The 21,893-nt window shown below is 69.3% G+C and carries 18 protein-coding genes; 10 read left to right on the top strand and 8 right to left on the bottom strand.

Going from position 1 to position 21,893, the window contains the following annotated elements; genetic code table 11:
• The first annotated feature begins 41 nt into the window (after positions 1-41).
• Together V6M57_RS03060 and V6M57_RS03055 are read left to right on the top strand one after the other, a co-directional pair.
• Positions 42-1,007, top strand: a complete 966-nt coding sequence (locus tag V6M57_RS03060) for a Bug family tripartite tricarboxylate transporter substrate binding protein (protein ID WP_332813500.1) — start codon at positions 42-44, stop codon at positions 1,005-1,007.
• 226 nt (positions 1,008-1,233) lie between these two features.
• Positions 1,234-1,839, top strand: a complete 606-nt coding sequence (locus V6M57_RS03055) for an outer membrane protein (RefSeq protein ID WP_332813499.1) — start codon at positions 1,234-1,236, stop codon at positions 1,837-1,839.
• A 42-nt stretch (positions 1,840-1,881) separates the two neighbouring features.
• Here the strand turns inward: V6M57_RS03055 and V6M57_RS03050 are convergent, their stop codons facing one another.
• The 8 genes from V6M57_RS03050 to V6M57_RS03015 all read right to left on the bottom strand — a co-directional run bounded on the left by V6M57_RS03050 (position 1,882) and on the right by V6M57_RS03015 (position 10,974).
• Positions 1,882-2,601 (bottom strand): ABC transporter ATP-binding protein, encoded by a 720-nt coding sequence (locus V6M57_RS03050; protein WP_332813498.1) that lies wholly within the window; start codon positions 2,599-2,601, stop codon positions 1,882-1,884.
• Between the two features lies 1 nt (position 2,602).
• The gene (locus tag V6M57_RS03045) at positions 2,603-3,376 is read right to left on the bottom strand and encodes an ABC transporter ATP-binding protein (RefSeq protein WP_332813497.1); all 774 of its coding nucleotides are present in this window, start codon (positions 3,374-3,376) and stop codon (positions 2,603-2,605) included.
• A gap of 2 nt (positions 3,377-3,378) precedes the next feature.
• Complete coding sequence (locus tag V6M57_RS03040) at positions 3,379-4,494, bottom strand: branched-chain amino acid ABC transporter permease (RefSeq protein ID WP_332813496.1); 1,116 nt, start codon at positions 4,492-4,494, stop codon at positions 3,379-3,381.
• Positions 4,495-4,503: 9 nt separating this feature from the next.
• Entirely contained in the window at positions 4,504-5,433 is a 930-nt protein-coding gene (locus V6M57_RS03035; protein ID WP_332813495.1) for a branched-chain amino acid ABC transporter permease, read from the bottom strand.
• Between the two features lie 231 nt (positions 5,434-5,664).
• Positions 5,665-6,963 (bottom strand): replication-associated recombination protein A, encoded by a 1,299-nt coding sequence (locus tag V6M57_RS03030; protein WP_332813494.1) that lies wholly within the window; start codon positions 6,961-6,963, stop codon positions 5,665-5,667.
• A 220-nt stretch (positions 6,964-7,183) separates the two neighbouring features.
• Positions 7,184-7,816: an outer membrane lipoprotein chaperone LolA gene (lolA, locus tag V6M57_RS03025; RefSeq protein ID WP_332813493.1), complete on the bottom strand. Its 633-nt coding sequence runs from the start codon at positions 7,814-7,816 to the stop codon at positions 7,184-7,186.
• 83 nt (positions 7,817-7,899) lie between these two features.
• A complete protein-coding gene (locus V6M57_RS03020; protein WP_332813492.1) occupies positions 7,900-10,212 on the bottom strand; it encodes a DNA translocase FtsK in 2,313 nt (770 codons plus the stop codon).
• Between the two features lie 87 nt (positions 10,213-10,299).
• Positions 10,300-10,974 carry a Crp/Fnr family transcriptional regulator gene (locus V6M57_RS03015; RefSeq protein WP_332813491.1) on the bottom strand — a complete coding sequence of 225 codons (675 nt, stop codon included), beginning with the start codon at positions 10,972-10,974 and terminating at the stop codon, positions 10,300-10,302.
• A 153-nt stretch (positions 10,975-11,127) separates the two neighbouring features.
• Between V6M57_RS03015 and trxB the strand changes: the two genes are divergently transcribed.
• The 8 genes from trxB to V6M57_RS02975 all read left to right on the top strand — a co-directional run bounded on the left by trxB (position 11,128) and on the right by V6M57_RS02975 (position 21,882).
• A complete protein-coding gene (gene trxB / locus V6M57_RS03010; protein ID WP_332813490.1) occupies positions 11,128-12,072 on the top strand; it encodes a thioredoxin-disulfide reductase in 945 nt (314 codons plus the stop codon).
• A 301-nt stretch (positions 12,073-12,373) separates the two neighbouring features.
• Positions 12,374-13,990: an acyl-CoA carboxylase subunit beta gene (locus tag V6M57_RS03005; RefSeq protein ID WP_332813489.1), complete on the top strand. Its 1,617-nt coding sequence runs from the start codon at positions 12,374-12,376 to the stop codon at positions 13,988-13,990.
• Between the two features lie 45 nt (positions 13,991-14,035).
• Positions 14,036-15,019, top strand: coding sequence for a Bug family tripartite tricarboxylate transporter substrate binding protein (locus V6M57_RS03000; RefSeq protein WP_332813488.1), 984 nt, complete (start codon positions 14,036-14,038; stop codon positions 15,017-15,019).
• Between the two features lie 8 nt (positions 15,020-15,027).
• Positions 15,028-15,831, top strand: a complete 804-nt coding sequence (locus V6M57_RS02995) for an enoyl-CoA hydratase/isomerase family protein (protein WP_332813487.1) — start codon at positions 15,028-15,030, stop codon at positions 15,829-15,831.
• A 52-nt stretch (positions 15,832-15,883) separates the two neighbouring features.
• The gene (locus V6M57_RS02990) at positions 15,884-17,047 is read left to right on the top strand and encodes an acyl-CoA dehydrogenase family protein (protein WP_332813486.1); all 1,164 of its coding nucleotides are present in this window, start codon (positions 15,884-15,886) and stop codon (positions 17,045-17,047) included.
• 1 nt (position 17,048) lies between these two features.
• Positions 17,049-19,034, top strand: coding sequence for an acetyl/propionyl/methylcrotonyl-CoA carboxylase subunit alpha (locus tag V6M57_RS02985; RefSeq protein WP_332813485.1), 1,986 nt, complete (start codon positions 17,049-17,051; stop codon positions 19,032-19,034).
• Positions 19,031-20,878 (top strand): acyclic terpene utilization AtuA family protein, encoded by a 1,848-nt coding sequence (locus tag V6M57_RS02980; RefSeq protein WP_332813484.1) that lies wholly within the window; start codon positions 19,031-19,033, stop codon positions 20,876-20,878. The genes V6M57_RS02985 and V6M57_RS02980 overlap by 4 nt, the downstream gene beginning before the upstream one ends.
• A gap of 26 nt (positions 20,879-20,904) precedes the next feature.
• On the top strand, positions 20,905-21,882 hold the full coding sequence (locus V6M57_RS02975; protein ID WP_332813483.1) for a Bug family tripartite tricarboxylate transporter substrate binding protein: 978 nt from the start codon (positions 20,905-20,907) through the stop codon (positions 21,880-21,882).
• Positions 21,883-21,893 lie beyond the last annotated feature (11 nt).

The raw sequence follows: 21,893 nt of genomic DNA, 5'->3' as shown, positions 1-21,893 counted from the left end.
TTGGCGGGGCAGTCCATGGAGTCGCCGACAATAGGGGCCCCATGAAACGCCGACACCTCCTCCTCTCCACTGCCGCCGCCGTCGCGGCCTTCCCCTCCTTCGCGCAGCCGCAGCGCCCGATCCGCCTGATCGTGCCGTATGCGCCCGGCGGCCCGCTGGACATCACGTCGCGGGTGCTGGCCGAGCGGGTGAAGGACACGCTGGGCACCGTCATCATCGAGAACAGGCCCGGTGCCGGCGGCAACATCGGCTCGGATGCCATCGCCAAGGCGGCGCCCGACGGCACCACCATCGGCATCGCCGCGGTCGCCACCCATGCGATCAACCCCTGGCTGTTCGGCAAGATGCCGTTCGATCCGGCCCGGGACTTCGCGGCCATCACGCAGATGGTGCGCGTGCCCAACGTGCTGGTGATGAACGCCGGCACGGCGGCCCGCCTGAAGATCGACACGCTGGCCGACCTGATCCGCTACGCCAGGGCCAATCCGGCCAAGCTCAATTACGGCAGCGGCGGCAACGGCAGCGCCGGCCACCTGGCCGGCGAGATGTTCAAGCGCGATGCCGGCATCTTCGCGGTGCACATCCCCTACAACGGCGGCAATCCGGCGCAGCTGGCGCTGCTGTCGGGGCACGTGGACTTCAATTTCGACAACCTCGCCACCGCGGCACCCAACATCCGCGCCGGCAAGCTCAAGGCGCTGGCGGTCACCACGCTGCAGCGCTCGCCGAACCTGCCGGAGGCGCCGCCGGTGGCCGAAACGCTCAAGGGCTTCTCCATCGACACCTGGTGGGGGCTGGTGGCGCCGGCCGGCACGCCGGCCGACACCATCCAGCGCCTGAACCAGGCGTTCGTCGCTGCGCTGCAATCGCCGGAGGCCAAGTCCCGCTTCGCCGGCCTCATGGCCGAGCCGGTGCCGACCACGCCCGAGCAGTTCGCCGCCTTCATGAAGTCGGAGCTGGCCCGCTACGAGAAGATCGTCAAGGCCTCGGGCGCCAAGGTCGACTGACGCGCGCCGGCCACGGTCCAGCGGCCAATCGTCTCTGCCGGTAACAGGCCGCCGGGGCCGGCCGGCTGCGTGCTGAACGCGGCCGGCCCCGCGCGGCCAGCCGCCGGCGCTACGGAAAACGCAGCGCGGCTGTAACGTCCTACAAGCCGTGTGCGGTTTCTCTGACAGCGGCCGAGCTACATCGCTCCTAGATTGTGTCAACGCGAAACACTGGAGGAGCATCGCCATGCAAGCTGCCGGATACCTCGCCCTCGGCTCTGCGGTACTTGGCTTTGCGGCACTCGGCCTGCCGGCCCATGCCCAGCTCCGTTCGCCTTCGGCCGATCCCTGGGCACCACCCACTTCCGCCGGTCCGGACCGGGTCGGGCTCCACCCGTCGAGCGCCCAGTTCACCATCGGGTGCGGCGCCTCGCTGCTGCCGTGCGGCACCGAGGGCGCTGCCTTGCAGGCGCGCCAGCCATCCGCCTTCCAGTGGAACCTGGAGTTGTCGCAGCTTCGCCTGGGCACGACCGACCGCCTGGCGCCCGGTTCGGGGCGCGAGGGCCTCAGCCTGGCCCTGGTGGGCCGCCAGCCGCTGTTCGGCAGCCGGTTCTCGGTGTACGGGAAGCTGGGCACCACCTACGGCTACCCGGACCAGGGCGCCGGCCTGCCGCCGGCCCTGGCCGCCGGGCCGGACGGCGCCTACGGGGTGTCGTTCGGGGCGGGGGTGAGCATGGCCGTCACGCCGCGCCTGTCGGCGACGCTGGGGCTGGACAGCCATGAGCTGCGCCTGGGCGGTGGGGAGAGGGAAGCCGTGCGGGCGCTGGGGCTGGGGTTGCAATACAGGTACTGACGGCGCGAGGGGAGCGGGGCACCCGGAGGGCGAAGGCCCGGCCTACTCGCCCAGGTACGCGGCGCGCACCTTGGGGTCGCTGAGCATCTGGCGGGCGTCGCCGCTCATGGTGATGATCCCGGACTCCATCACGTAGGCGCGGTCGGCGATCTGCAGCGCGCGGCTGGCGTTCTGCTCCACCAGCAGCATGGTGACACCCTGCGCGTACACCTCGCGCACCACTTCGAAGATCTTGTCGACCATGATGGGCGACAGGCCCATGGAGGGCTCGTCCAGCAGCAGCAGCCTGGGCCGGCTCATGAGCGCGCGGCCCATGGCCAGCATCTGCTGCTCGCCGCCCGACATGGTGCCGGCGAGCTGGTCCTTGCGCTCCTTCAGGCGCGGGAAGATGGTGAACACCTTGTCGAGGTCGACCGCGATCTCCGCCTTGTCGTTGCGGATGTGCGCCCCCATCAACAGGTTCTCGGTGATGGACATGCGCATGAACACGCCGCGGCCCTCCGGCACCATGGCCAGGCCCTGCTTGACCATGTCCCAGGCGCCGCGGCCGCGAACGCTGTGGCCCATGTACTGGATGTCGCCCTCGTTGATCGGCTGCAGCCCGGTGATGGCCTTCATGGTGGTGGTCTTGCCGGCGCCGTTGGAGCCGATCAGGGTGACCAGTTCGCCCTGGCGGACCTCGAAATCGACACCCTTGACGGCCTGGATTCCGCCGTAGGCGACCTTCAGGCCGTTGACTTTCAGGAGCACTTCGTCCGCCATCTCAATGGCCTCCCGTTCCGAGGTAGGCCTCGATCACTTTTTCGTTCTTCTGCACGGCGGCCGGGGTGCCTTCGGCGATCTGCTTGCCGTAGTCCAGCACCGTGACGCGGTCACAAAGGCCCATCACCAGCTTCACGTCATGCTCGATCAGCAGGATGGTGCGGTTGTCCTGGCGGATGCGGTCGATCAGCTCGCGCAACTGCACCTTCTCGGTGGCATTCATGCCCGCAGCCGGCTCGTCCAGCGCGATCAGCTGCGGATCGGTGGCCAGGGCCCGTGCGATCTCCAGGCGCCGCTGGTCGCCGTAGGAAAGCGTGCGCGCCTTGAAGTCCGCGTAGCGGCCGATCCCGACGTATTCGAGCAGGTCCTGCGCGCGCCTGGCGATGGCCTGCTCCTCTTCCTTGAACGAACGGGTCCGGAAGATCGCGCCGAGCAAGCCGGAACCGGTGCGGATGTGGCGCCCGACCATCACGTTTTCCAGGGCCGTCATGTCCGCGAACAGGCGGATGTTCTGGAACGTGCGCGCGATGCCGGCCTTGGCGACCTCGTGCACCGCCGTGGGCTTGTAGGGCTTGCCGGCAAGCTCGAACGTGCCGCTGTCCGGGGTGTACAGCCCGGTGATCACGTTGAAGAAGGTGGTCTTGCCGGCGCCATTGGGGCCGATCAGGCCATAGATCTCGCCCCGCTCGATGGACAGGCTGACGTCCGACAGGGCCTGCAATCCGCCGAAGCGCTTGGAAATCCCGGCAACGTTGAGAACGGTATCGGCTGCCATGGTCAACGCCCCGCCTGCTGCAGCGATTTGCCGTGTTCCGGCGCCGGCCACAGGCCGCGCGGGCGCAGCAGCATCACGATGATCATGGCCAGCGCAATGAGCAACTGTCGCAGGATGGCCGGGTCGAGCCGCCCGCCGGTGACGGACTGCAGGTCCATCACGCCCGAGACCCAGCGCAGCACCTCGGGCAACGCCGACAGCAGCACCGCCCCGAGGATCACGCCGGGCAGGTAGCCGATGCCGCCCAGCACCACCATGGCGACGATCATCACCGACTCCATCAGGCTGAACGACTCGGGCGAGACGAAGCCCTGGAAGGCGGCGAACATGGCCCCCGACACGCCGCCGAAGGTGGCGCCCATGGCGAAGGCCAGCAGCTTCATGTTGCGGGTGTTGATGCCCATGGCCTTGGCGGCGATCTCGTCTTCGCGGATCGCCATCCAGGCGCGGCCGATGCGCGACAGCTCCAGCCGGTGGCAGATGACCACGCTGATCACGCACAGCGCCAGGAACATGTAGTAGTACAGCGTGACGCTGTTGATGCGGAAGTCGCCGATGTCGATGAAGCGCCCGAGGTTGACACCCGGAATGCCGAGCCATTCGAACTTGAACAGCGTGATCGAGTCGATCTGGCCGATCCCCTTGGGGCCGTTGGTCAGGTTGACCGGGTGGTCCAGGTTGTTCAGGAAGACGCGGATGATCTCGCCGAACCCGAGCGTCACGATGGCCAGGTAGTCCCCGCGCAGCTTCAGCGTGGGCGCCCCCAGGATCGCGCCGAAGATGCCGGCGATCAGGGCGCCCAATGGCAACACCAGCCACATCGAGGTGTGCAGCCCCTCCGGAAACGTCGCGGCGAACCAGGCGAAGGTGTTCGACAGGTGCGGCGACGCCATCAGCGCATACATGTACGCGCCGATGGCGAAGAACGCCACGAAGCCCAGGTCGAGCAGGCCGGCGTAGCCGACCACGATGTTCAGGCCGAGCGCCAGCAACACGTACAGCAGCGCGAAGTCGGCGATGCGCACCCAGAAGTTGCCCATCCACTGCAGCAGCAGCGGAAGCACCAGCAGTGCGACGGCCCCGGCGATCCAGAGCAGCTTTTTCCTGTGCTTATCCATGGCTGCTCCTCAGGCCCGGTCGGCCACGCGCTCGCCCAGCAGGCCGGAGGGCCGCAGGGTCAGCACCGCGATCAGCACGATGAAGGCGAAGATGTCGGCGTAGTGGCTGCCCAGCACGCCGCCGGTCAGCACGCCGATGTAGCCCGAACCGATGGCTTCGATCAGCCCCAGCAGGATGCCGCCGACCACCGCGCCGGCGAGGTTGCCGATTCCGCCGAACACCGCTGCAGTGAAGGCCTTCAGCCCGGGCAGGAAGCCCATGGTGTGCTGCACCGTTCCGTAGTTGGACGCATACATCACGCCGGCGATGGTGGCCAGCACCGCGCCGATGACGAAGGTGGCGGAGATCACCATGTCCGGCTTGACCCCCATCAGGGCCGCGACCCGCGGGTTCTCCGAGGTGGCGCGCATCGCCCGGCCGAGGCGGGTGTAGTTCACCAGGTAGGTGAGCACCGCCAGCGAGATCGCGGTGAGGCTCAGGATCATGATCTGGGTGGTGGTGATCACGGCGCCGCCGATTTCGAACGGCTTGACCGGCAGCAGCGTGGGATACGGCTTGTAGTTCGGCTTGAAGATGATCATCGCCAGCGTCTGCAGCAACAGCGACATGCCGATGGCGGTGATCAGCGGCGCGAGCTTGGGGCTGTTGCGCAGCGGCCGGTAGGCGATCTTCTCGATCGCGTAGTTCAGGGCGGCGGCGACCACGCAGGCGATGAGGGTGGAGGCCAGCAGCATCAGCCACCCGGGCAGCCCCGGCATGGACTCCTGCATGGCGACGATGATGGTCCAGCTGGTGAGCGCGCCCACCATCAGCACCTCGCCGTGGGCGAAATTGATCAGGTTGATGATGCCGTACACCATGGTGTAACCCAGGGCGATCAGGGCATACATGCTGCCGAGGACCAGACCATTGATGATCTGCTGCAGCAGGATTTCCATAAAGGTTCTCCGTTTCTTGGCCGGGCGTCTTGCGCCGGTTGGGCCCGCTCTTGCGCCGGGCTTCATGGCAGGCGGGACGGCCTCGTGGGCACGTCCGCCATTTAGCAAAAAACCCGCATGCGGGCGGGTCAGAGCTCGACAATTCTAGCGATGCGATCGCTGCGTCCCGGGACTGCATCGCCCCGGGTTTTCCCGTGTTGATGCACTGGCGTTGTGGCGATTCATGGGGCATCAGCGGCGCTGATCATTGAGCGCACGCAGCTCCCGCAACTTATCCGCAATGCGGATTTCCAGCCCGCGCTCCACCGGACGGTAGAACCGCGGCGCAGGCATGCCTTCCGGGAAGTAGGTCTCGCCGGCGGCGAATCCGCCCTCCTCGTCGTGGGCATAGCGGTAACCCTTGCCGTAGTCGAGATCCTTCATCAGCCGGGTCGGCGCATTGCGCAGGTGCAGCGGCACCGGCCGGGTGCCATCCTTGCGCACCAGGGCGGCGGCCTCCTTGTAGGCCGCGTACGCCGCGTTGGACTTGGGCGCCACGGCCAGGTAGAGCACGCACTCGGCCAGCGCCAGTTCGCCTTCCGGCGAGCCGAGCCGCTCATAGGTCTCGGCGGCATCCAGCGCCAGCCGCAGCGCGCGCGGATCGGCCAGGCCGATGTCCTCCACCGCCATGCGGATCATGCGGCGGGCGACGTAGCGCGGATCCGCGCCGCCATCGAGCATGCGCACCAGCCAGTAGAGCGCCGCGTCGGGGTCGGAGCCGCGCACCGACTTGTGCAGCGCGCTGATGGTGTCGTAGAACTGCTCGCCTCCCTTGTCGTAGCGCCGCATGCGCTCGCCCAGCACCTTGAGCAGCCAGGCATCGGTGACCTGCGCCAGGCGTTCCCGGGCGGCCGCGACGGCCAGGGTTTCGAGCGTGTTGAGCAGGCGGCGCGCGTCCCCGTCGGCGTAGGCGATCAGCCGGTCGCGGGCCGCATCCTCCAGCTGCGGCATGGCGCCCAGCTCCTGCGCCTTGCCGACGATGCGCTCGAGGTCCGCTTCGCCCAGCGGCTGCAGCACGTACACGGCGGCGCGCGACAGCAGCGCGGAGTTGACCTCGAACGAAGGGTTCTCCGTCGTGGCGCCGATGAAGGTGAACAGGCCCGACTCGACGTGCGGCAGGAAGGCGTCCTGCTGGCTCTTGTTGAAACGGTGGACCTCGTCGACGAACACGATGGTGCGCTGCCGCTGCAGGCCGTCGCGCGCCTTCTGCGCGGCCTCGACGGCGTCACGGATGTCCCTCACGCCGCCCAGCACCGCGCTGATGCTGATGAACTGCGCGTCGAAGGCGTCCGCCATCAGGCGGGCGATGGTGGTCTTGCCGGTGCCGGGCGGCCCCCACAGGATGCAGCTGTGCGGCTGCCCCGATTCGAACGCGATCCGCAGCGGCATGCCTTCGCCGAGCAGGTGCTGCTGGCCGACGACTTCGCCCAGCGACTTCGGGCGAAGTCGCTCGGCAAGGGGGGTGGAATCGGCGGGACGGGGGGCGGGCACGGGGGGAGTGTAGGGGCAGCCCCGGGGGCCTGGCGGAGGTGCGACCCGGGTCAGGCCGTGCGTGTCATCCGGGTCCGTGCATGTCATCCTGGCGAAGGCCAGGATCCATCTCCCGCCGGCCGAACACGCATGCGCGGAGATCGGGCCCGGGAGATGGATTGCGGGTCAAGCCCGCAATGACTTGCCCTTGCCCTTGCCCTTGCCCTGTTGCCGTGTTGCCCTATTGCCGCAGCACGTCCGCGCCCTTGGGCGGCGTGAACTGGAACGTGCCGGCCGGGATCGGCACGTTCAGCTGCAGTCGGTCGAAGCTCATCACCGATTTCTGGCCGAAGCTGTCCTGGATCTCCAGCACGGCGAGGTCGTCGCCGCGGAAGCCGATGCGCACGGCCGTGAGCTGGCCGTCTTTCGAACGCGGCGTGGCCAGCACCCACCGCAGGCCGTCCCGGTCGGGTGCGGCCTGCAGTTCGAAGTCCTTGCGCAGCGCCTCCAGGTCGGGCGCCGCCGCGATCAGCGCCGCCGGCGTACTGCCCAGCATCGCCTGCTGCTTGCGGGCGGTGACCTGGTTCAGGTCCTCGTCGTACAGCCACAGCGTCTGGCCATCGGCCACCAGGGTCTGGCGGAAGGGCTTGCGGTACTCGAAGCGGAACCGGCTGGGCCGGGCGAAGGCGAAGGTGCCGGTGGACGTCTTGCTGCGCGCGGCCTCGCCGTCCCTGGCCGGCGAGGTCACCACCTGGGTGAAGGCCGCCCGCCCGCTGTGGGCGGTCCTGATGAATTTCTCCAGGGCCTGCAGTCCGTCGGCGTGGGCGGCCGTGGCGGCAATCACCAGGGCGAGGGGCGCAAGCAGTTTCTGCATTCGATGTCGAAGTCGGTGGAGGTGGAGCGAAGGCGCCATCCTGCTTCGGTCAGCCCAGCCGCGGGGAAGTTCGCAACCAGCCGTTACTCGGCCCGGGAGGGCACCAGGATCTCGCGCTGGCCCTGGCCGTTCATGGCACTCACCAGTCCGGCCTTCTCCATGTCCTCCACCAATCGGGCCGCGCGGTTGTAGCCGATCTTCAGGTGCCGCTGCACCAGCGAGATGCTGGCCTTGCGGTTCTTCAGCACCACCTCCACCGCCTGGTCGTACATCGGGTCCTTCTCGCCGCCGCCCTCGCCCAGCAGGTCGCCGCCGCCTTCGTCGTCGACCGTGCCGCCCTCCAGCACGCCCTCGATGTAGTTGGGCTCGCCGCCCTGCTCCTTCAGGTAGGCCACCACCCGGTGCACTTCCTCGTCGCTGACGAAGGCGCCGTGCACGCGCACCGGCAGGCCGGTGCCGCTGGCCATGTAGAGCATGTCGCCCATGCCCAGCAGCGCCTCGGCGCCCATCTGGTCCAGGATGGTGCGGCTGTCGATCTTGCTGGACACCTGGAAGGCGATGCGGGTCGGGATGTTGGCCTTGATCAGGCCGGTGATCACGTCCACGCTGGGGCGCTGGGTGGCCAGCACCAGGTGGATGCCGGCGGCACGCGCCTTCTGGGCCAGCCGGGCGATCAGTTCCTCGATCTTCTTGCCGACCACCATCATCAGGTCGGCCAGTTCGTCGATCACCACCACGATGTGCGGCAGGCGCTCCAGCGGCTCGGGATTGTCGGGCGTGAGGCTGAAGGGGTTGTAGATGAACTGTTCCTTGGCCTTGGCCTCGTCGATCTTCTGGTTGTAGCCGCCGAGGTTGCGCACGCCCAGCTTGCTCATCAGCTTGTAGCGGCGCTCCATCTCGGCCACGCACCAGTTCAGGCCGTGCGCAGCCTGCCGCATGTCGGTGACCACCGGCGCCAGCAGGTGCGGGATGCCCTCGTAGACCGACATCTCCAGCATCTTGGGGTCGATCATCAGCAGCCGCACGTCGCGCGCCTCGGCCTTGTACAGCAGCGACAGGATCATCGCGTTGATGCCCACCGACTTGCCCGAGCCGGTGGTGCCGGCCACCAGCACGTGCGGCATCCTGGCCAGGTCGGCCACCACCGGGTTGCCCACGATGTCCTTGCCCAGCCCCAGCGTCAGCAGCGACCGGGCTTCGTTGTAGACCTGCGAGCCGAGGATCTCCGACAGCCGGATCGACTGGCGCTTGGCGTTGGGCAGTTCCAGCGCCATGTAGTTCTTGCCCGGGATGGTCTCGATCACCCGGATCGACACCAGCGACAGCGAGCGCGCCAGGTCCTTGGCCAGGTTGACCACCTGGGAGCCCTTCACGCCGGTGGCCGGCTCGATCTCGTAGCGCGTGATCACCGGGCCGGGCTGGGCCACCACCACGCGCACCTCGACCCCGAAGTCCTTGAGCTTCTTCTCGATCAGCCGCGAGGTCATCTCCAGGGTCTCGGGCGACACCGTCTCCTGCCGGGCCTGGGCACCGTCGAGCAGGTCGACCTGCGGCAGCTTGCTGTCGGGCAGCTCGCTGAACAGGGGTTTCTGGCGCTCCTTGACCACCCGTTCGCTGCGCGGCACGTCCACCAGCACGGGCTCGATCAGCACCGGCGTCGGATGGTGCTGTTCGACCTCGGTGCGCTCTTCCTGCACCGTCTCCTGCCGTTCGCGCGCCGCCTGCACGCCCAGCGCCAGGTCCTGCGCGATCTCGCGCTTCTCGCGGCGCGATTCGATGAACGATTCGATGCGCGCGCCGATGCGCTCGGCCACGTGGGCCCACGAGAAGCGGAACACCAGCGCGGCGCCCAGCACGCCGACGGCCACGAACACCAGGCCGGAGCCGGCAAAGCCCAGCCACTGGACGCCGGCCGGGCCGACCAGGAAGCCGAGCGCACCGCCGGCATGGTCGGGCAGTTGCTGTTCCAGCCGGTACAGGCGCGACCACTCCAGCCCGGTGCTGGCGCACAGCAGCGCCGCCAGGCCGATCCAGAAGGCCAGCCGGCTGCCCAGGAAGCCGCGCGGCGCCTCCCCCCCGCCGCGCATCCAGCGCGCCAGCGTGGTCAGCCAGGCGCGCAGGCCCGCCGCCAGGCACCACCAGGCCGAGAAGCCGAGCAGGAAGTAGCTGGCGTCGGCCAGCGATGCACCCAGCCGGCCGCCCAGGTTGGCGATCGGCGAACCGTCGCCCGAAGTCGAGAATGCGGGGTCGCCCGGCGAGTAGCTGGCCAGCGCCAGCAGCCAGAACAGCAGGGCGGCGCCGCCGATCACCAGGGCGATCTCGTGGGTGAAGCGGACGGCGGGTCGGGGGGCGGCGGCGCTGCCGCCGCTGGAGAGGGTGTCTAGCGAATACGTCATCCGGCGCGAAGCTTACCGCCGGGCTCAGCGGCGCGCCAACCCGCGTGACGGTTGCGCAACGCCGCGGACGCGCCGCGCCAGGCACTTTCAGCCCAGGGTGCCGAGCCTTTCCTTGACCAGCATGGAGCCGTCTTCGCGCGTTTCGACGAAGCCGCGGTCCTCCAGGTCCTTCATCACGCGGCTGACCATCTCGCGCGAGGCCCCGACCATCTTGGCGATGTCCTGGCGCGAGATGCGCTCGCGGATCACGTTGTTGCCCTCGCGGTCGGGCACGGCGAACTCGAGCAGCGCGCGCGCCACCCGGCCGTACACGTCCATGAGCGCCAGCGACTCGATCTTGCGGTCGGCCTGGCGCAGCCGTTGCACCAGGCCCTTCATGATGGCGTAGGCCATCGAGCTGTTCTCCGGCAGGCAGCGCGCGAACTCGGACCGGCCCAGCGCCAGCATGTCGGTCTGCACCTCGGCCCGCACGGTGGCCGAATGGGCATCGTTGTCGATCAGGCTCATCTCGCCGATGTAGTCGCCCGGGCTGAGCGTGGCCAGGATGACCTCGCGGCCGCGCTTGTCGGAGGTGACCACGCGCACCCGACCGGTGAGGATGATGAAGAGGGTGTTGGACTTCTCGCCCTGCTCGACGATGGTTTCGCCACGCTTGAAGCGGCGCTTGACGACGGCGTCGGCCACGGATTCGGCCTGGTTGGATGTGAGCAATGCGAACAGCGGGACCCGGCGTATCAGCTCCAGGTTGGACAGCATCGACATCCAGTTCCCTCCACGAGTGGCTGCGTCATCGCTTCTTACAATCGACGGGATTGAAACGCCCGGCGTCCGCGCCGCGAGCGGGGCTTGATACAGGCGCCGTTCGTCCCGAAATGTACACCGGCCTGTGACATTCCACACAGGTCTGAAAGCACCATGACCACCCGCCACGCCCAAGTCCTGATCCTCGGTTCCGGCCCCGCCGGCTACACCGCCGCCGTCTATGCCGCGCGCGCCAACCTCAAGCCCCTGCTGATCACCGGCATCGCCCAGGGTGGCCAGCTGATGACCACCACCGAGGTCGACAACTGGCCGGCCGACGTCAACGGCGTGCAGGGCCCGGAGCTGATGCAGCGCTTCCTGGAGCACGCCGAGCGCTTCAAGACCGAGATCGTGTTCGACCACATCAATGCGGTGGACCTGTCGAAGCGGCCGTTCACGCTCAAGGGCGACAGCGGCGAGTACACCTGCGATGCGCTGATCGTCGCCACCGGCGCCTCGGCCAAGTACCTCGGCCTGCCCTCCGAGCAGCACTTCATGGGCAAGGGGGTGAGCGCCTGCGCCACCTGCGACGGCTTCTTCTACCGCGAGCAGGTCACCAGCGTGATCGGCGGCGGCAACACGGCCGTGGAAGAGGCGCTGTACCTGTCCAACATCGCCAGCAAGGTGTACCTGATCCACCGCCGCGACAAGTTCCGGGCCGAGCCCATCCTGGTCGACAAGCTGATGGAGAAGGTCGCGGCCGGCAAGATCGAGCTCAAGCTGTTCAAGACCGTGGACGAGGTGCTGGGCGACGACAGCGGCGTCACCGGCGTGCGCCTGAAGGACACGCAGACCGGCGCGACCGAGGACCTGAAGACCCAGGGCTTCTTCGTGGCGATCGGCCACCAGCCCAACACCGACATCTTCAAGGGCCAGCTGGAGATGAAGGACGGCTACATCCTCACCCGCTCCGGCCTGAACGGCTTCGCCACCATGACCAGCGTGCCCGGCGTGTTTGCCGCCGGCGACGTGCAGGACCATGTGTACCGCCAGGCCATCACCAGCGCCGGCACCGGCTGCATGGCGGCGCTGGACGCGCAGCGCTTCCTCGAGCAATAGGCCTGATCTCCGGGCCGGCCCGAACGGCCCCGTCGCACACATCCGCCGCGCTGGATCGGCCAACCGGCACATGCGCCCGCGGCAGCGCCGCGGGATGCACGCGCCCGCCGAGCAGCGCGCCGGTCTCCTCCGCCCCGTTCGGGGTCGGTATTCACATAAGCAACCCTTAACAGTTCGGCCCGAATTTGTTGATGGAAGCTGTGCGAACCCCATGCAATGATGGCCCATCACACACGGTCAGGCCGGTCGTTTGCGGGGGCTTCTCCTCGATGAGCCAACGGCCGGGCAGGACCCCAGAGCGATGGCAATTCTTCAATCGAACGTGGCCACGGCCGGCGCGGACTTCAAGCGAAACGCTGCGTCCATGCAGGGCCTGGTGGATGACCTGAGGGCCCTCGAGCAGCGGACGATCGTCCGTTCGGCCCGCGCCGCCAAGCGCTTCCACGACAACGGCAAGCTGCTGCCGCGCGAGCGGCTGGCGCACCTGCTCGATCCCGGGACGCCGTTCCTCGAGTTGATGAGCCTGGCGGGCTACTGCGGCATCGAGGATCCGGACCCCGCCACCAGCATTCCCGGCGCCGCCCTGATCGCCGGTATCGGCTGCATCAGCGGCGTCCGCTGCATGGTCGCCATCAACGACGCCGGCATCAGCGCGGGCGCGATGCAGGCGCTGACCGGGCAGAAGCTGATTCGCGCGCAGGAGATCGCGATCGCGCAGAAGCTGCCCTTCGTCCAGCTGGTCGAGAGCGCCGGCGGCAACCTGAAGAAGTACCGCGTCGAGCGCTTCGTCGTCGGCGGCGGCATGTTCTACAACCTGGCGCGCCTGTCGGCGGCCGGCCTGCCCGTGGTCTCGCTGATCCACGGCTCCTCCGCCGCCGGCGGCGCCTACCTGCCCGGCCTGTCGGACTACGTCGTGATGGTACGCGGACAGGCCCGCGCCTTCCTGGCCGGACCCGCCCTGCTCAAGGCAGCCACCGGCGAAGAGGCCAGCGAGGAGGAGCTGGGCGGCGCCGAGATGCATGCGAGCATCTCCGGCCTGGCGGACTACGTCGCCGACACCGACCTGGACGGCATCGCCCGCGTGCGCGACATCCTGCAGTCGCTGCACTGGCCGGACGCCGGGCCCGCCGAGGGCTGGCGCGAGCCGCGGTACGACCGCGAGGACCTGCTGGGCCTGATGCCGGCCGAGGCACGCACCCCGGTGGACATGCGCGAGGTGATCGCGCGCATCGTGGACGACTCCGATTTCCACGAGTTCAAGGCGCTGTACGGAAGCCCCACCGTGTGCGGCTACGCCCGGATCAAGGGGCGCGAGATCGGCATCCTCACGAACAACGGGCCGCTGGACACCGCGGGGTCGACCAAGGCCGCGCAGTTCATCCAGTTGTGCGTCCAGCTCGCGCGCCCCATCCTGTTCCTGCAGAACATCACCGGCTTCATCGTCGGCCGCGCCCACGAAGAGGCCGGCATGATCAAGCACGGCGCCAAGCTGATCCAGGCGCTGTCGAATGCTCCGGTGCCGCGCATCACGGTGCTGTGCGGCGCCTCCTACGGCGCCGGCAACTACGGCATGTGCGGGCGGGCCTTCAAGCCCTGCTTCCTGTTCTCCTGGCCCAACGCGAAGACGGCGGTGATGGGCGGCGAGCAGGCCGCGATGACGATGCGCCAGGTCGCCGAGGCCGCGGCCCGGCGCAGCGGCGAGCCGCTGGACGAGCAGGCGCTGGCGCGCGAGAGCCAGGCGATCGTCGACACCTTCAACGCGCAGTCCAGTGCGATCCACACCAGCAGCCTGTTGCTCGACGACGGGGTGATCGACCCGCGCGACACCCGCGAGGTGCTGGGCATCGTGCTGGAGACGGTCAGCCAGGCCCGGCTGCGCGCCGTCTCGCCGATCCAGTTCGGCGTCGCGCGCCTCTAGCGGGCGAGATCGCCCACGACATCCAACGACCAAAGGAGACAAAGCATGACCCTCGGCAGAAGACAGGTTCTGGGCGCCCTCGCGGCGATGGCGGCCGGCTGGCGCGTTCCGGCTGCGGCGCAGACCGGTGCCTGGCCCCAGAAGTCCGTCCGCTTCGTGGTGGGTGCCGCCGCCGGCGGCTCGGCATCGGACGTGGTCACGCGCTACTACGCCGAGCAGATGGCGCAACGATCGGGGCAGGCGGTGGTGGTCGAGAACCGCCCTGGCGCAGACGGCAACCTGGCGGCGGAATTCGTCGCCCGCGCGGCCCCCGATGCCCATACGTTCCTGGTGACGGGCAACAACACCCATGCGGCCAACGTGCACCTGTACAAGTCGCTGTCGTTCGATCCCGACAAGGATTTCGCGCCCGTCACGACGTACGCGCGCGTGCCTTACGTGCTGCTCGCGAACCCGAACCGGGTGGCCGCCCGCAACCTGAAGGACTTCATCGCGCACGCCAAGGCCAACCCGGGCAAGCTCAGCTACGCCAGCGCAGCGGTCGCCAGCCGGGTTGGAGTCGGACAGCTCAAGCTCATGGCCGGCTTCGAGGCGATGAACGTGAACTACAAGTCGGGCGCGCAAGCCATGAGCGACCTGCTGGGCGGCCACGTGGACTTCTACATCGCCGATGCCGCCAACGGGCTGCAGCAGGCCAAGGCGGGACGGGCCGTCGCACTGGCCGTCACCGTGGCCCAGCGCCTGCAGGCCGCGCCCGAGCTGCCGACCATCGCGGAATCGGGGTTCCCGGAGTTCGATTTCGCCTCCTGGCTGGCCGTCTGGGCGCCCGCGGGCTCACCGCCTGCTCACGTTCAGGCGGCCAGCAAGGCCATCAACGATGCGCTGGGTTCGGCGAGCGGCCAGCAGCACCTGGACAAGCTCGGCCTGCTGCCCTACCCGGGCTCGCCCGAATCGCTGCTGGCCCTGCAGCGGCGCGAGACCGAGCGCTGGGGCCGAGCCATCCGGACAGCCGGGCTGCAGGCGAAGTGACCGCCGCCGTGCCAGCGCCACCGTACCAGGCCCTGTCGTTCGAGGTCACGGGGCGCACCGGCGTGCTCACCCTGTGCCGACCCGAGCGGCGCAACAGCCTGGGCGAGGTCCTCAAGGCCGAACTGCGGCAGTTGCTCGGCCAGCTGGCGCACGGGCGCGAGCTGGCGGCGCTGGTGGTCACCGGCGAGGGCGGAAGCTTCTGCAGCGGCGGCGACCTGCGCGAGCTGGCCGCCGACGACCGCACGCCCGAAGCGGACCGCCGCCGCCTGTACCAGTCGCACGACTGGGTGCAGCCGTTCATGAACCTGGAGCTGCCGGTCATCGCCGCCGTCAACGGCCCCGCGGTGGGCGCCGGCTTCGGCATGGCGCTGGCGGCCGACTTCGTCCTGTGCGCCCGCGACGCGTGGTTCCGTGCCTCGTTCTGCCGCGTCGGCCTGGTGCCGGACAGCGGCCTGTTCTTCACGCTGCCCCGCATCGTCGGGCTGCAGCTGGCCAAGGAGCTGATCTTCACCGGCCGCCGGGTCGATGCGCAGGAAGCGCTGGACCTGCGCATCGCGATGGCCGTGCATCCACCCGAGTGCCTGCTCGACGAGGCCCTCGCCCTGGCCCGCCGCTTCGAGGCGGCGCCGACCGGCGCGATCGGCGCCAGCAAGCGCATCCTCAACCAGTCCTTCCATCTCGACGCGCGTGCGCTGGTCGAGATGGAAGCGTCGGCGCAGGCCATCTTCTTCCACTCCGCCGGGCACCGCCAGGCGCTCGCCGACTTCGCGGCCGGTCGGCCGTTCCGCTTCGACTGGGAGCGGCCGTCCTGATCCTGGCCGTGCCGCTCGCTCCCGTCGCATTTCCGCTCCACGCACTGCAACCATGCTCACACCCGACCACATCGCCCTGCAAGACAGCGTCGCCAAGTTCATCGCGCGGGAGATCACGCCGCACATCGACGAATGGGAAGCCGCCGAGATCTTTCCGGCCCATGACCTGTTCAAGAAGCTCGGCAATGCCGGCTACCTGGGCGTGAACAAGCCGGTGGAATTCGGCGGCATGGGCCTGGACTACTCGTACGAGATCGCCTTCTGCGAAGCCATCGGCGCCATCGGCTCCGGCGGCGTGGGCATGGCCATCGCCGTGCAGACCGACATGGCGACGCCCGCGCTGGCGCGATTCGGCTCCGACGAGCTGCGCGAACAATTCCTCAAGCCCACCATCGCCGGCGACTACGTGGTCTGCCTCGGCGTGTCCGAGAGCGGGGCCGGCTCGGACGTGGCCTCGCTCAAGACGACGGCGCGCAAGGACGGCGACGACTACGTGATCAACGGCTCCAAGATGTGGATCACCAACGGCACCCAGGCCGACTGGATGTGCCTGCTGGCCAACACCGGCGGCGACGACGTCCACCGCAACAAGTCGATGATCTGCCTGCCGCTGCGCGAGAACGGCAAGCTGCGTCCCGGCATCACGATGAACAAGATCAAGAAGGTGGGCATGTGGTCGTCCGACACCGCCCAGGTCTTCTTCGACGATGTCCGGGTGCCGCAGCGATTCCGCGTCGGCGAGGAAGGCAAGGGCTTCACCTACCAGATGAAGCAGTTCCAGGAGGAGCGGCTGAGCGGAGCCACCCGGCGCGTCACGGCGCTCACCAACGTCATCAACGAGACCATCGACTACACCCGCCAGCGCATGGCGTTCGGCAAGTCGATCCTGGACAACCAGGCGGTCCATTTCCGGATGGCCGAGCTCAAGACCGAGGTGGAGCTGCTGCGCTCGCTGATCTACCGCGCCGCCCAGATCCACATGAACGACGGCGACATGACCGAGCTGGCGTCGATGGCCAAGCTCAAGGCCGGCCGGCTGTGCCGCGAGGTGACCGATTCCTGCCTGCAGTACTGGGGCGGCATGGGCTTCACCTGGGACAACCCGGTCTCGCGCGCCTGGCGCGACCTGCGCCTGATCTCCATCGGCGGAGGCGCCGACGAGATCATGCTGACCATCATCTGCAAGCACATGGGCATTCTCCCAAAGCGCGGCTGACATGCGGTTCGACACCCTCCTCATCGCCAACCGCGGCGAGATCGCGCTGCGCGTGATGCGAACGGCGCGCCGGCTGGGGCTGCGGACCGTGGCCGTCTATTCCGATGCGGATGCGGACAGCCTGCACGTACGGGAGGCGGACCTCGCGGTGCGGCTGGGCCCGGCCGACGCCGCCAACAGCTACCGCAACACCGACGCGATCCTGGGCGCGTGCCGCCGCACCGGCGCGCAGGCCGTCCATCCGGGCTACGGGTTCCTGTCGGAAAACGCCGCCTTCGCGCAGGCCGTCGCCGATGCGGGGCTGGTCTTCGTCGGGCCGCCCGCGCGGGTCATCGAGCTGATGGGCAACAAGGCGCAGGCCAAGATCGCCATGCGCGACGCCGGTGTGCCGACGGTGCCGGGCGCCCAGGGTTGCCGCACCGACGCCTCGGTGCTGGAGGCGGCCGGCCGCATCGGCTATCCCCTGATCCTCAAGGCGGCCGCCGGCGGCGGCGGGCGCGGCATGCGCGTGGTGCACACCCGCGACCAGCTGCTTCCCCTGTTCGCCCTTGCCCGCTCGGAGGCCCTGGGTGCCTTCGGCTCGGACGAGATCATCATCGAGCGGGCGATCGAGCACGCCCGCCACATCGAGATCCAGGTGCTCTGCGACGAGCACGGCACCTGCCTGCACCTGGGCGAGCGCGATTGCTCCACCCAGCGGCGATTCCAGAAGGTGATCGAGGAGGCGCCCTCGCCGGCCGTCGATGCACCCCTGCGGCAGGCCATGGGCGAGATCGCCAGCAAGGCCTGCGAAGCCATCGGGTACACGGGCGTGGGCACGCTGGAATTCCTGCTCGGCGCCGACCGGTCCTTCTACTTCATGGAAATGAACACCCGGCTGCAGGTGGAGCACGGGGTGACCGAGCTGGTCACCGGCCTGGACCTGGTGGAGCAGCAACTGCGCGTGGCCCAGGGCGAGCGCCTGTCCTTCGCACAGGCCGACGTCCGCCTGTCCGGCCACGCGATCGAGCTGCGCGTCTGCGCCGAAGATCCGGCCGCCGGCTACCTGCCGCAGGTCGGGCGCATCGAGCGCTGGCAGGCACCCGCCGACGTGCGGACCGACACCATGCTGGAAAGCGGCTACGTGGTCGGCCCCCACTACGACTCGATGGTGGCCAAGGTCCTGGCCGGCGCGCCAAGCCGTGACGAGTGCATCCAGAAGCTGGTCGCGGCGTGCGACCGCACGGTGCTGCTCGGCATTCGCTCCAACCTCGGCTTTCTCCAGCGCTGCCTGCGCCACCCGGCGTTCCGCGCCGGCGAGGTGACGACCGGTTTCCTGGCGCAACAGGACCTGCAGGGCGAGCACTGGCGCGCCCTGCCGTCGGAACACGCGCTGGCGGCCGCGGCCCTGGTGCTCGGCGGCCTGGCCCGGCAGCGCGCCGCCGCGCTGGCACCGCCGACGGCGCTGTGGCTGTCCCCTGCCCCCGAATCCGCGCCGGGCAGCCCTGCGCCGGCCGCACGGCAGGTGCAGATCGAGCCGCAGGCCGACGGCAGCCTGACCCTCAAGCTCGGCAACGACGCCGGAGCCGACGGGGCCGCCGACCGGCAGCGGCAGGTCGCCAACCTGCACCGCGCGGAGCATGAACTCGGGTTCGCGCTCGAAGGGGTGTTCCGGCGCCTGGCCTGGTTCCAGCCGGATCCCGACTGCGTCTGGATCCAAGACGGCGCCGACGCCTGGCTTTACCGGCGCGTCCTGCGCTTCGAGCGGGCCGGCGAGGGCGGCGCCGAGGACCGGCTGGTCCGCGCGCCCATGAGCGGCCGGGTGATCGCCCTGCCGGTCGCCGAGGGCGAACAGGTGGGGGCCGGCGCGCCCCTGCTGGTCATGGAGTCGATGAAGATGGAAATGCCGCTGTGCGCCAGGAGCGCCGGCCGCGTCGCGCGCGTGCTGGTGGAGGTCGGGGCGCAGCTGAGTGCCGGCCAGTTGCTGGTTGAACTGGAGGCCGCATGAGCACGCGCAACCCGGCCGCCGGGCGCACGGTCTTCATCGGCAGCGGCTCCGGCTTCTGGGGCGATTCCGCCCTCGCGGTGCCGCAACTGCTGGGCGCGCCCCGCCTCGACTACATCGTGTTCGACTATCTCGCCGAGACGACCATGTCGGTGCTGCAGCGGGCCCGATTGAAGGATCCGGATCTCGGCTACGCGACCGACTTCGTCACCACCGCCGTCAAACCGCACCTGAAGACGCTGATGGAACGCGGGATCCGGCTGGTCTCCAACGCCGGCGGCCTCAATCCGGCCAGGTGCCGCGACGCGCTGCTGGCGCTGGCCCGCGAGCAGGGCCTGGAGCCGCGGATCGCGGTCGTGACCGGCGACGACGTGCTGGGGCAGGCGAGCCAGTTCGAGACCGCCCAGGGCGATCCCGCGCAGCTGCCGGCCGCGCCACTGATGTCCGCCAATGCCTACCTGGGTGCGCTGCCGATTGCCGAGGCACTGCGCCAGGGCGCCGATATCGTGATCACCGGCCGCTGCGTGGACAGCGCGTCCGTGCTGGGCATCGCGGTGCACGAGTTCGACTGGTCGTTCGCCGACTTCGACCAGCTGGCCCAGGCCAGCCTGGCGGGGCACCTGGTCGAATGCGGCGCGCAGGCCACCGGCGGACTGTTCACCGACTGGGAAACCGTGCCGGACTGGGCCAACATCGGCTATCCGATCGTCGAGATGCAGGCGGACGGCAGCTTCGAGCTGGGCAAGCCGCAGGGCACCGGCGGTCGCGTGGACCGCGCGACCGTCGCCGAGCAGTTGCTGTACGAGATCGGCGATCCGGCCGCCTACGAGTTGCCCGACGTGGTGTGCGACTTCACGCAGGCGCGCATCGAGGAGAGCGGACCCGACCGGGTGCGTGTGACCGGCGCCCGCGGCCGCGCGCCCAGCGGGCGCTACAAGGTCACCGCGACCTATCCGCGCGGCTTCCAGATCGCGATCATGATGGCGATCCGCGGCCAGCGGGCCAAGGCCAAGGCCGTGCGCACCGCGCAGGAGCTGCTGGGGCGCACCCGCACCCAGATGGCCCGCGCCGGCCTGGGCGACTACAGCGCAACGCTGGTCGAGTTGCTCGGCGCCGAATCGATGTACGGCCGGCACGGCCGGGTCGAGGAGAGCCGCGAGATCGTGCTGCGCATCGCCGCACAGCATGACGATCGCAAGGCGCTGGCCTTCCTGCAGAAGGAATCGGCGTCCGCCGGCACCTCGATGGGCCCCGGCACGCGCAGCCACTTCGGCGGCCGCTCGGACATCCAGGGCGTGATCGGCACGGCGTCCTGCTACATCGCCAAGCACAAGGTGCCGGTGCATCTGCAGATGGGCCCGGGACTGCCGGCCGTCGATCTCGGCGCCCCGTTGCCCCCGACCGGAACGGAGCCGGCATCCACGGCCCCGGGGCGCGATACCGCGACGGCCGCGCGCGATACCGATGCCTGCGACCTCGACACCGTTCCCGTGGCCTTGTCGCTGCTCGCCCACGGCCGCAGCGGCGACAAGGGCGACGACGCCAACATCGGCGTGATCGCCCGGCGGCCGGAATGGGTGGCCGTGCTGGAGCGCCACCTGACCGCGGAACGCGTGCGCGACTACTTCGCCCACCTGGTCGAGGGGCCGGTCACGCGTTTCGCGGTGCCGGGCCTGGGCGCATTCAACTTCTTCCTGGAGCGGGCGCTGGGCGGCGGCGGATCGTGCAGCCTGCGCTCCGACCCGCTGGGCAAGTGCTACGCCCAGATGCTGCTCGACCTGGAGATTCCCTGTCCGCGGGCCCTGCTGCCGACGGGCCGCCATCCCGCATCACCGGCGACGTTTTGACTTTGCCAACCATGAAGGAGACAAGCATGCAGATGCGCAGAAGAGAGTGGATTGGAATGGCCGTCGCGGCGGCGGCGACCGGCTGGCCGGCCCTGGGCCAGGCCCAGCCGCTGGAGAAGTCGACCCGGCTCATCGTGGCCTATGGCGCGGGCAGCGCCACCGACATCCTGGCGCGCTTTCTCGCCGATCGGATCGCCAAGCGCAGCGGGCGCCCGGCGGTGGTGGAGAACCGGGCCGGCGCGGACGGCAACATCGCCGCTGAGGCCGCCATGCGCGCTCCCAACGACATGTACACGCTGCTCGTTTCGGGCTCTTCCACGCACGCTGCCAACGCATCCATCTACCGCAAGCTGCCGTTCGACCCCGAAGCGGATTTCACGCCGGTCTCCACGCTCGCCGTGGCCCCCTTCGTCCTGCTGGTGAACCCGCAGCGGGTGCGGCAGCGCTCGATCAAGGAGTTCCTGGACTGGGCACACACGGGCGGTGGACAGGATCTCTCGTTCGCCAGCACCAGCGTGGGCAACCGCGTGGCGGGCGAGCGCTTCCGGCAGGTGGCCAGGCTGAAGGCGGTCAACGTCCTGTACCGCAACAGCGGCCAGGCCATGACGGAGCTGCTGGGCGGGCAGTTCGATTTCTATTTCTGCGATGTCGCCACGGCCCTGCCGCAGGTCAAGGCCGGCAAGGCATTCGCCCTGGCGGTCTCCTACCGCGAGCGGCTGGCCGCGCTGCCGGAGGTGCCCACCCTGGCGGAATCGGGCTTCCCGGACTTCGATGTCGCTTCGTGGATCGCGATCTGGAGCGCGGTCGCGTCCACGCCGGCCGACGTGTCGGCGCGCATGGCCCAGTGGGTCGGCGAGGCGATGGATTCGACCGAGGGCCGCGAATTCCTGCTGGGCAAGGGGCTGTTGCCGGCGCCCAGCGGAGCCACCGCGCTGGCCCAGCTGCAGCGCCGCGACACGGCGGTGTGGGGCAAGATCATCCGCGAGACGGGCATGCAGCAATAGGGCGCGGTGCG

Source organism: Ramlibacter sp., from assembly GCF_036676645.1.
Lineage (GTDB): Bacteria > Pseudomonadota > Gammaproteobacteria > Burkholderiales > Burkholderiaceae_C > Ramlibacter.
The sequence above is the reverse complement of the archived record's forward strand: the minus strand, read 5'-3'. Positions and strand labels throughout refer to the sequence as shown.

What these genes read in the sequence shown, in the direction of transcription:
- V6M57_RS03060 (WP_332813500.1), top strand. Translation starts at nt 42, where the DNA reads ATGAAACGCCGACACCTCCTCCTCTCCACTGCCGCCGCCGTCGCGGCC.
- V6M57_RS03055 (WP_332813499.1), top strand. Translation starts at nt 1,234, where the DNA reads ATGCAAGCTGCCGGATACCTCGCCCTCGGCTCTGCGGTACTTGGCTTT.
- V6M57_RS03050 (WP_332813498.1), bottom strand. Translation starts at nt 2,601, where the DNA reads ATGGCGGACGAAGTGCTCCTGAAAGTCAACGGCCTGAAGGTCGCCTAC.
- V6M57_RS03045 (WP_332813497.1), bottom strand. Translation starts at nt 3,376, where the DNA reads ATGGCAGCCGATACCGTTCTCAACGTTGCCGGGATTTCCAAGCGCTTC.
- V6M57_RS03040 (WP_332813496.1), bottom strand. Translation starts at nt 4,494, where the DNA reads ATGGATAAGCACAGGAAAAAGCTGCTCTGGATCGCCGGGGCCGTCGCA.
- V6M57_RS03035 (WP_332813495.1), bottom strand. Translation starts at nt 5,433, where the DNA reads ATGGAAATCCTGCTGCAGCAGATCATCAATGGTCTGGTCCTCGGCAGC.
- lolA (WP_332813493.1), bottom strand. Translation starts at nt 7,816, where the DNA reads ATGCAGAAACTGCTTGCGCCCCTCGCCCTGGTGATTGCCGCCACGGCC.
- V6M57_RS03020 (WP_332813492.1), bottom strand. Translation starts at nt 10,212, where the DNA reads ATGACGTATTCGCTAGACACCCTCTCCAGCGGCGGCAGCGCCGCCGCC.
- V6M57_RS03015 (WP_332813491.1), bottom strand. Translation starts at nt 10,974, where the DNA reads ATGTCGATGCTGTCCAACCTGGAGCTGATACGCCGGGTCCCGCTGTTC.
- trxB (WP_332813490.1), top strand. Translation starts at nt 11,128, where the DNA reads ATGACCACCCGCCACGCCCAAGTCCTGATCCTCGGTTCCGGCCCCGCC.
- V6M57_RS03005 (WP_332813489.1), top strand. Translation starts at nt 12,374, where the DNA reads ATGGCAATTCTTCAATCGAACGTGGCCACGGCCGGCGCGGACTTCAAG.
- V6M57_RS03000 (WP_332813488.1), top strand. Translation starts at nt 14,036, where the DNA reads ATGACCCTCGGCAGAAGACAGGTTCTGGGCGCCCTCGCGGCGATGGCG.
- V6M57_RS02990 (WP_332813486.1), top strand. Translation starts at nt 15,884, where the DNA reads ATGCTCACACCCGACCACATCGCCCTGCAAGACAGCGTCGCCAAGTTC.
- V6M57_RS02985 (WP_332813485.1), top strand. Translation starts at nt 17,049, where the DNA reads ATGCGGTTCGACACCCTCCTCATCGCCAACCGCGGCGAGATCGCGCTG.
- V6M57_RS02980 (WP_332813484.1), top strand. Translation starts at nt 19,031, where the DNA reads ATGAGCACGCGCAACCCGGCCGCCGGGCGCACGGTCTTCATCGGCAGC.
- V6M57_RS02975 (WP_332813483.1), top strand. Translation starts at nt 20,905, where the DNA reads ATGCAGATGCGCAGAAGAGAGTGGATTGGAATGGCCGTCGCGGCGGCG.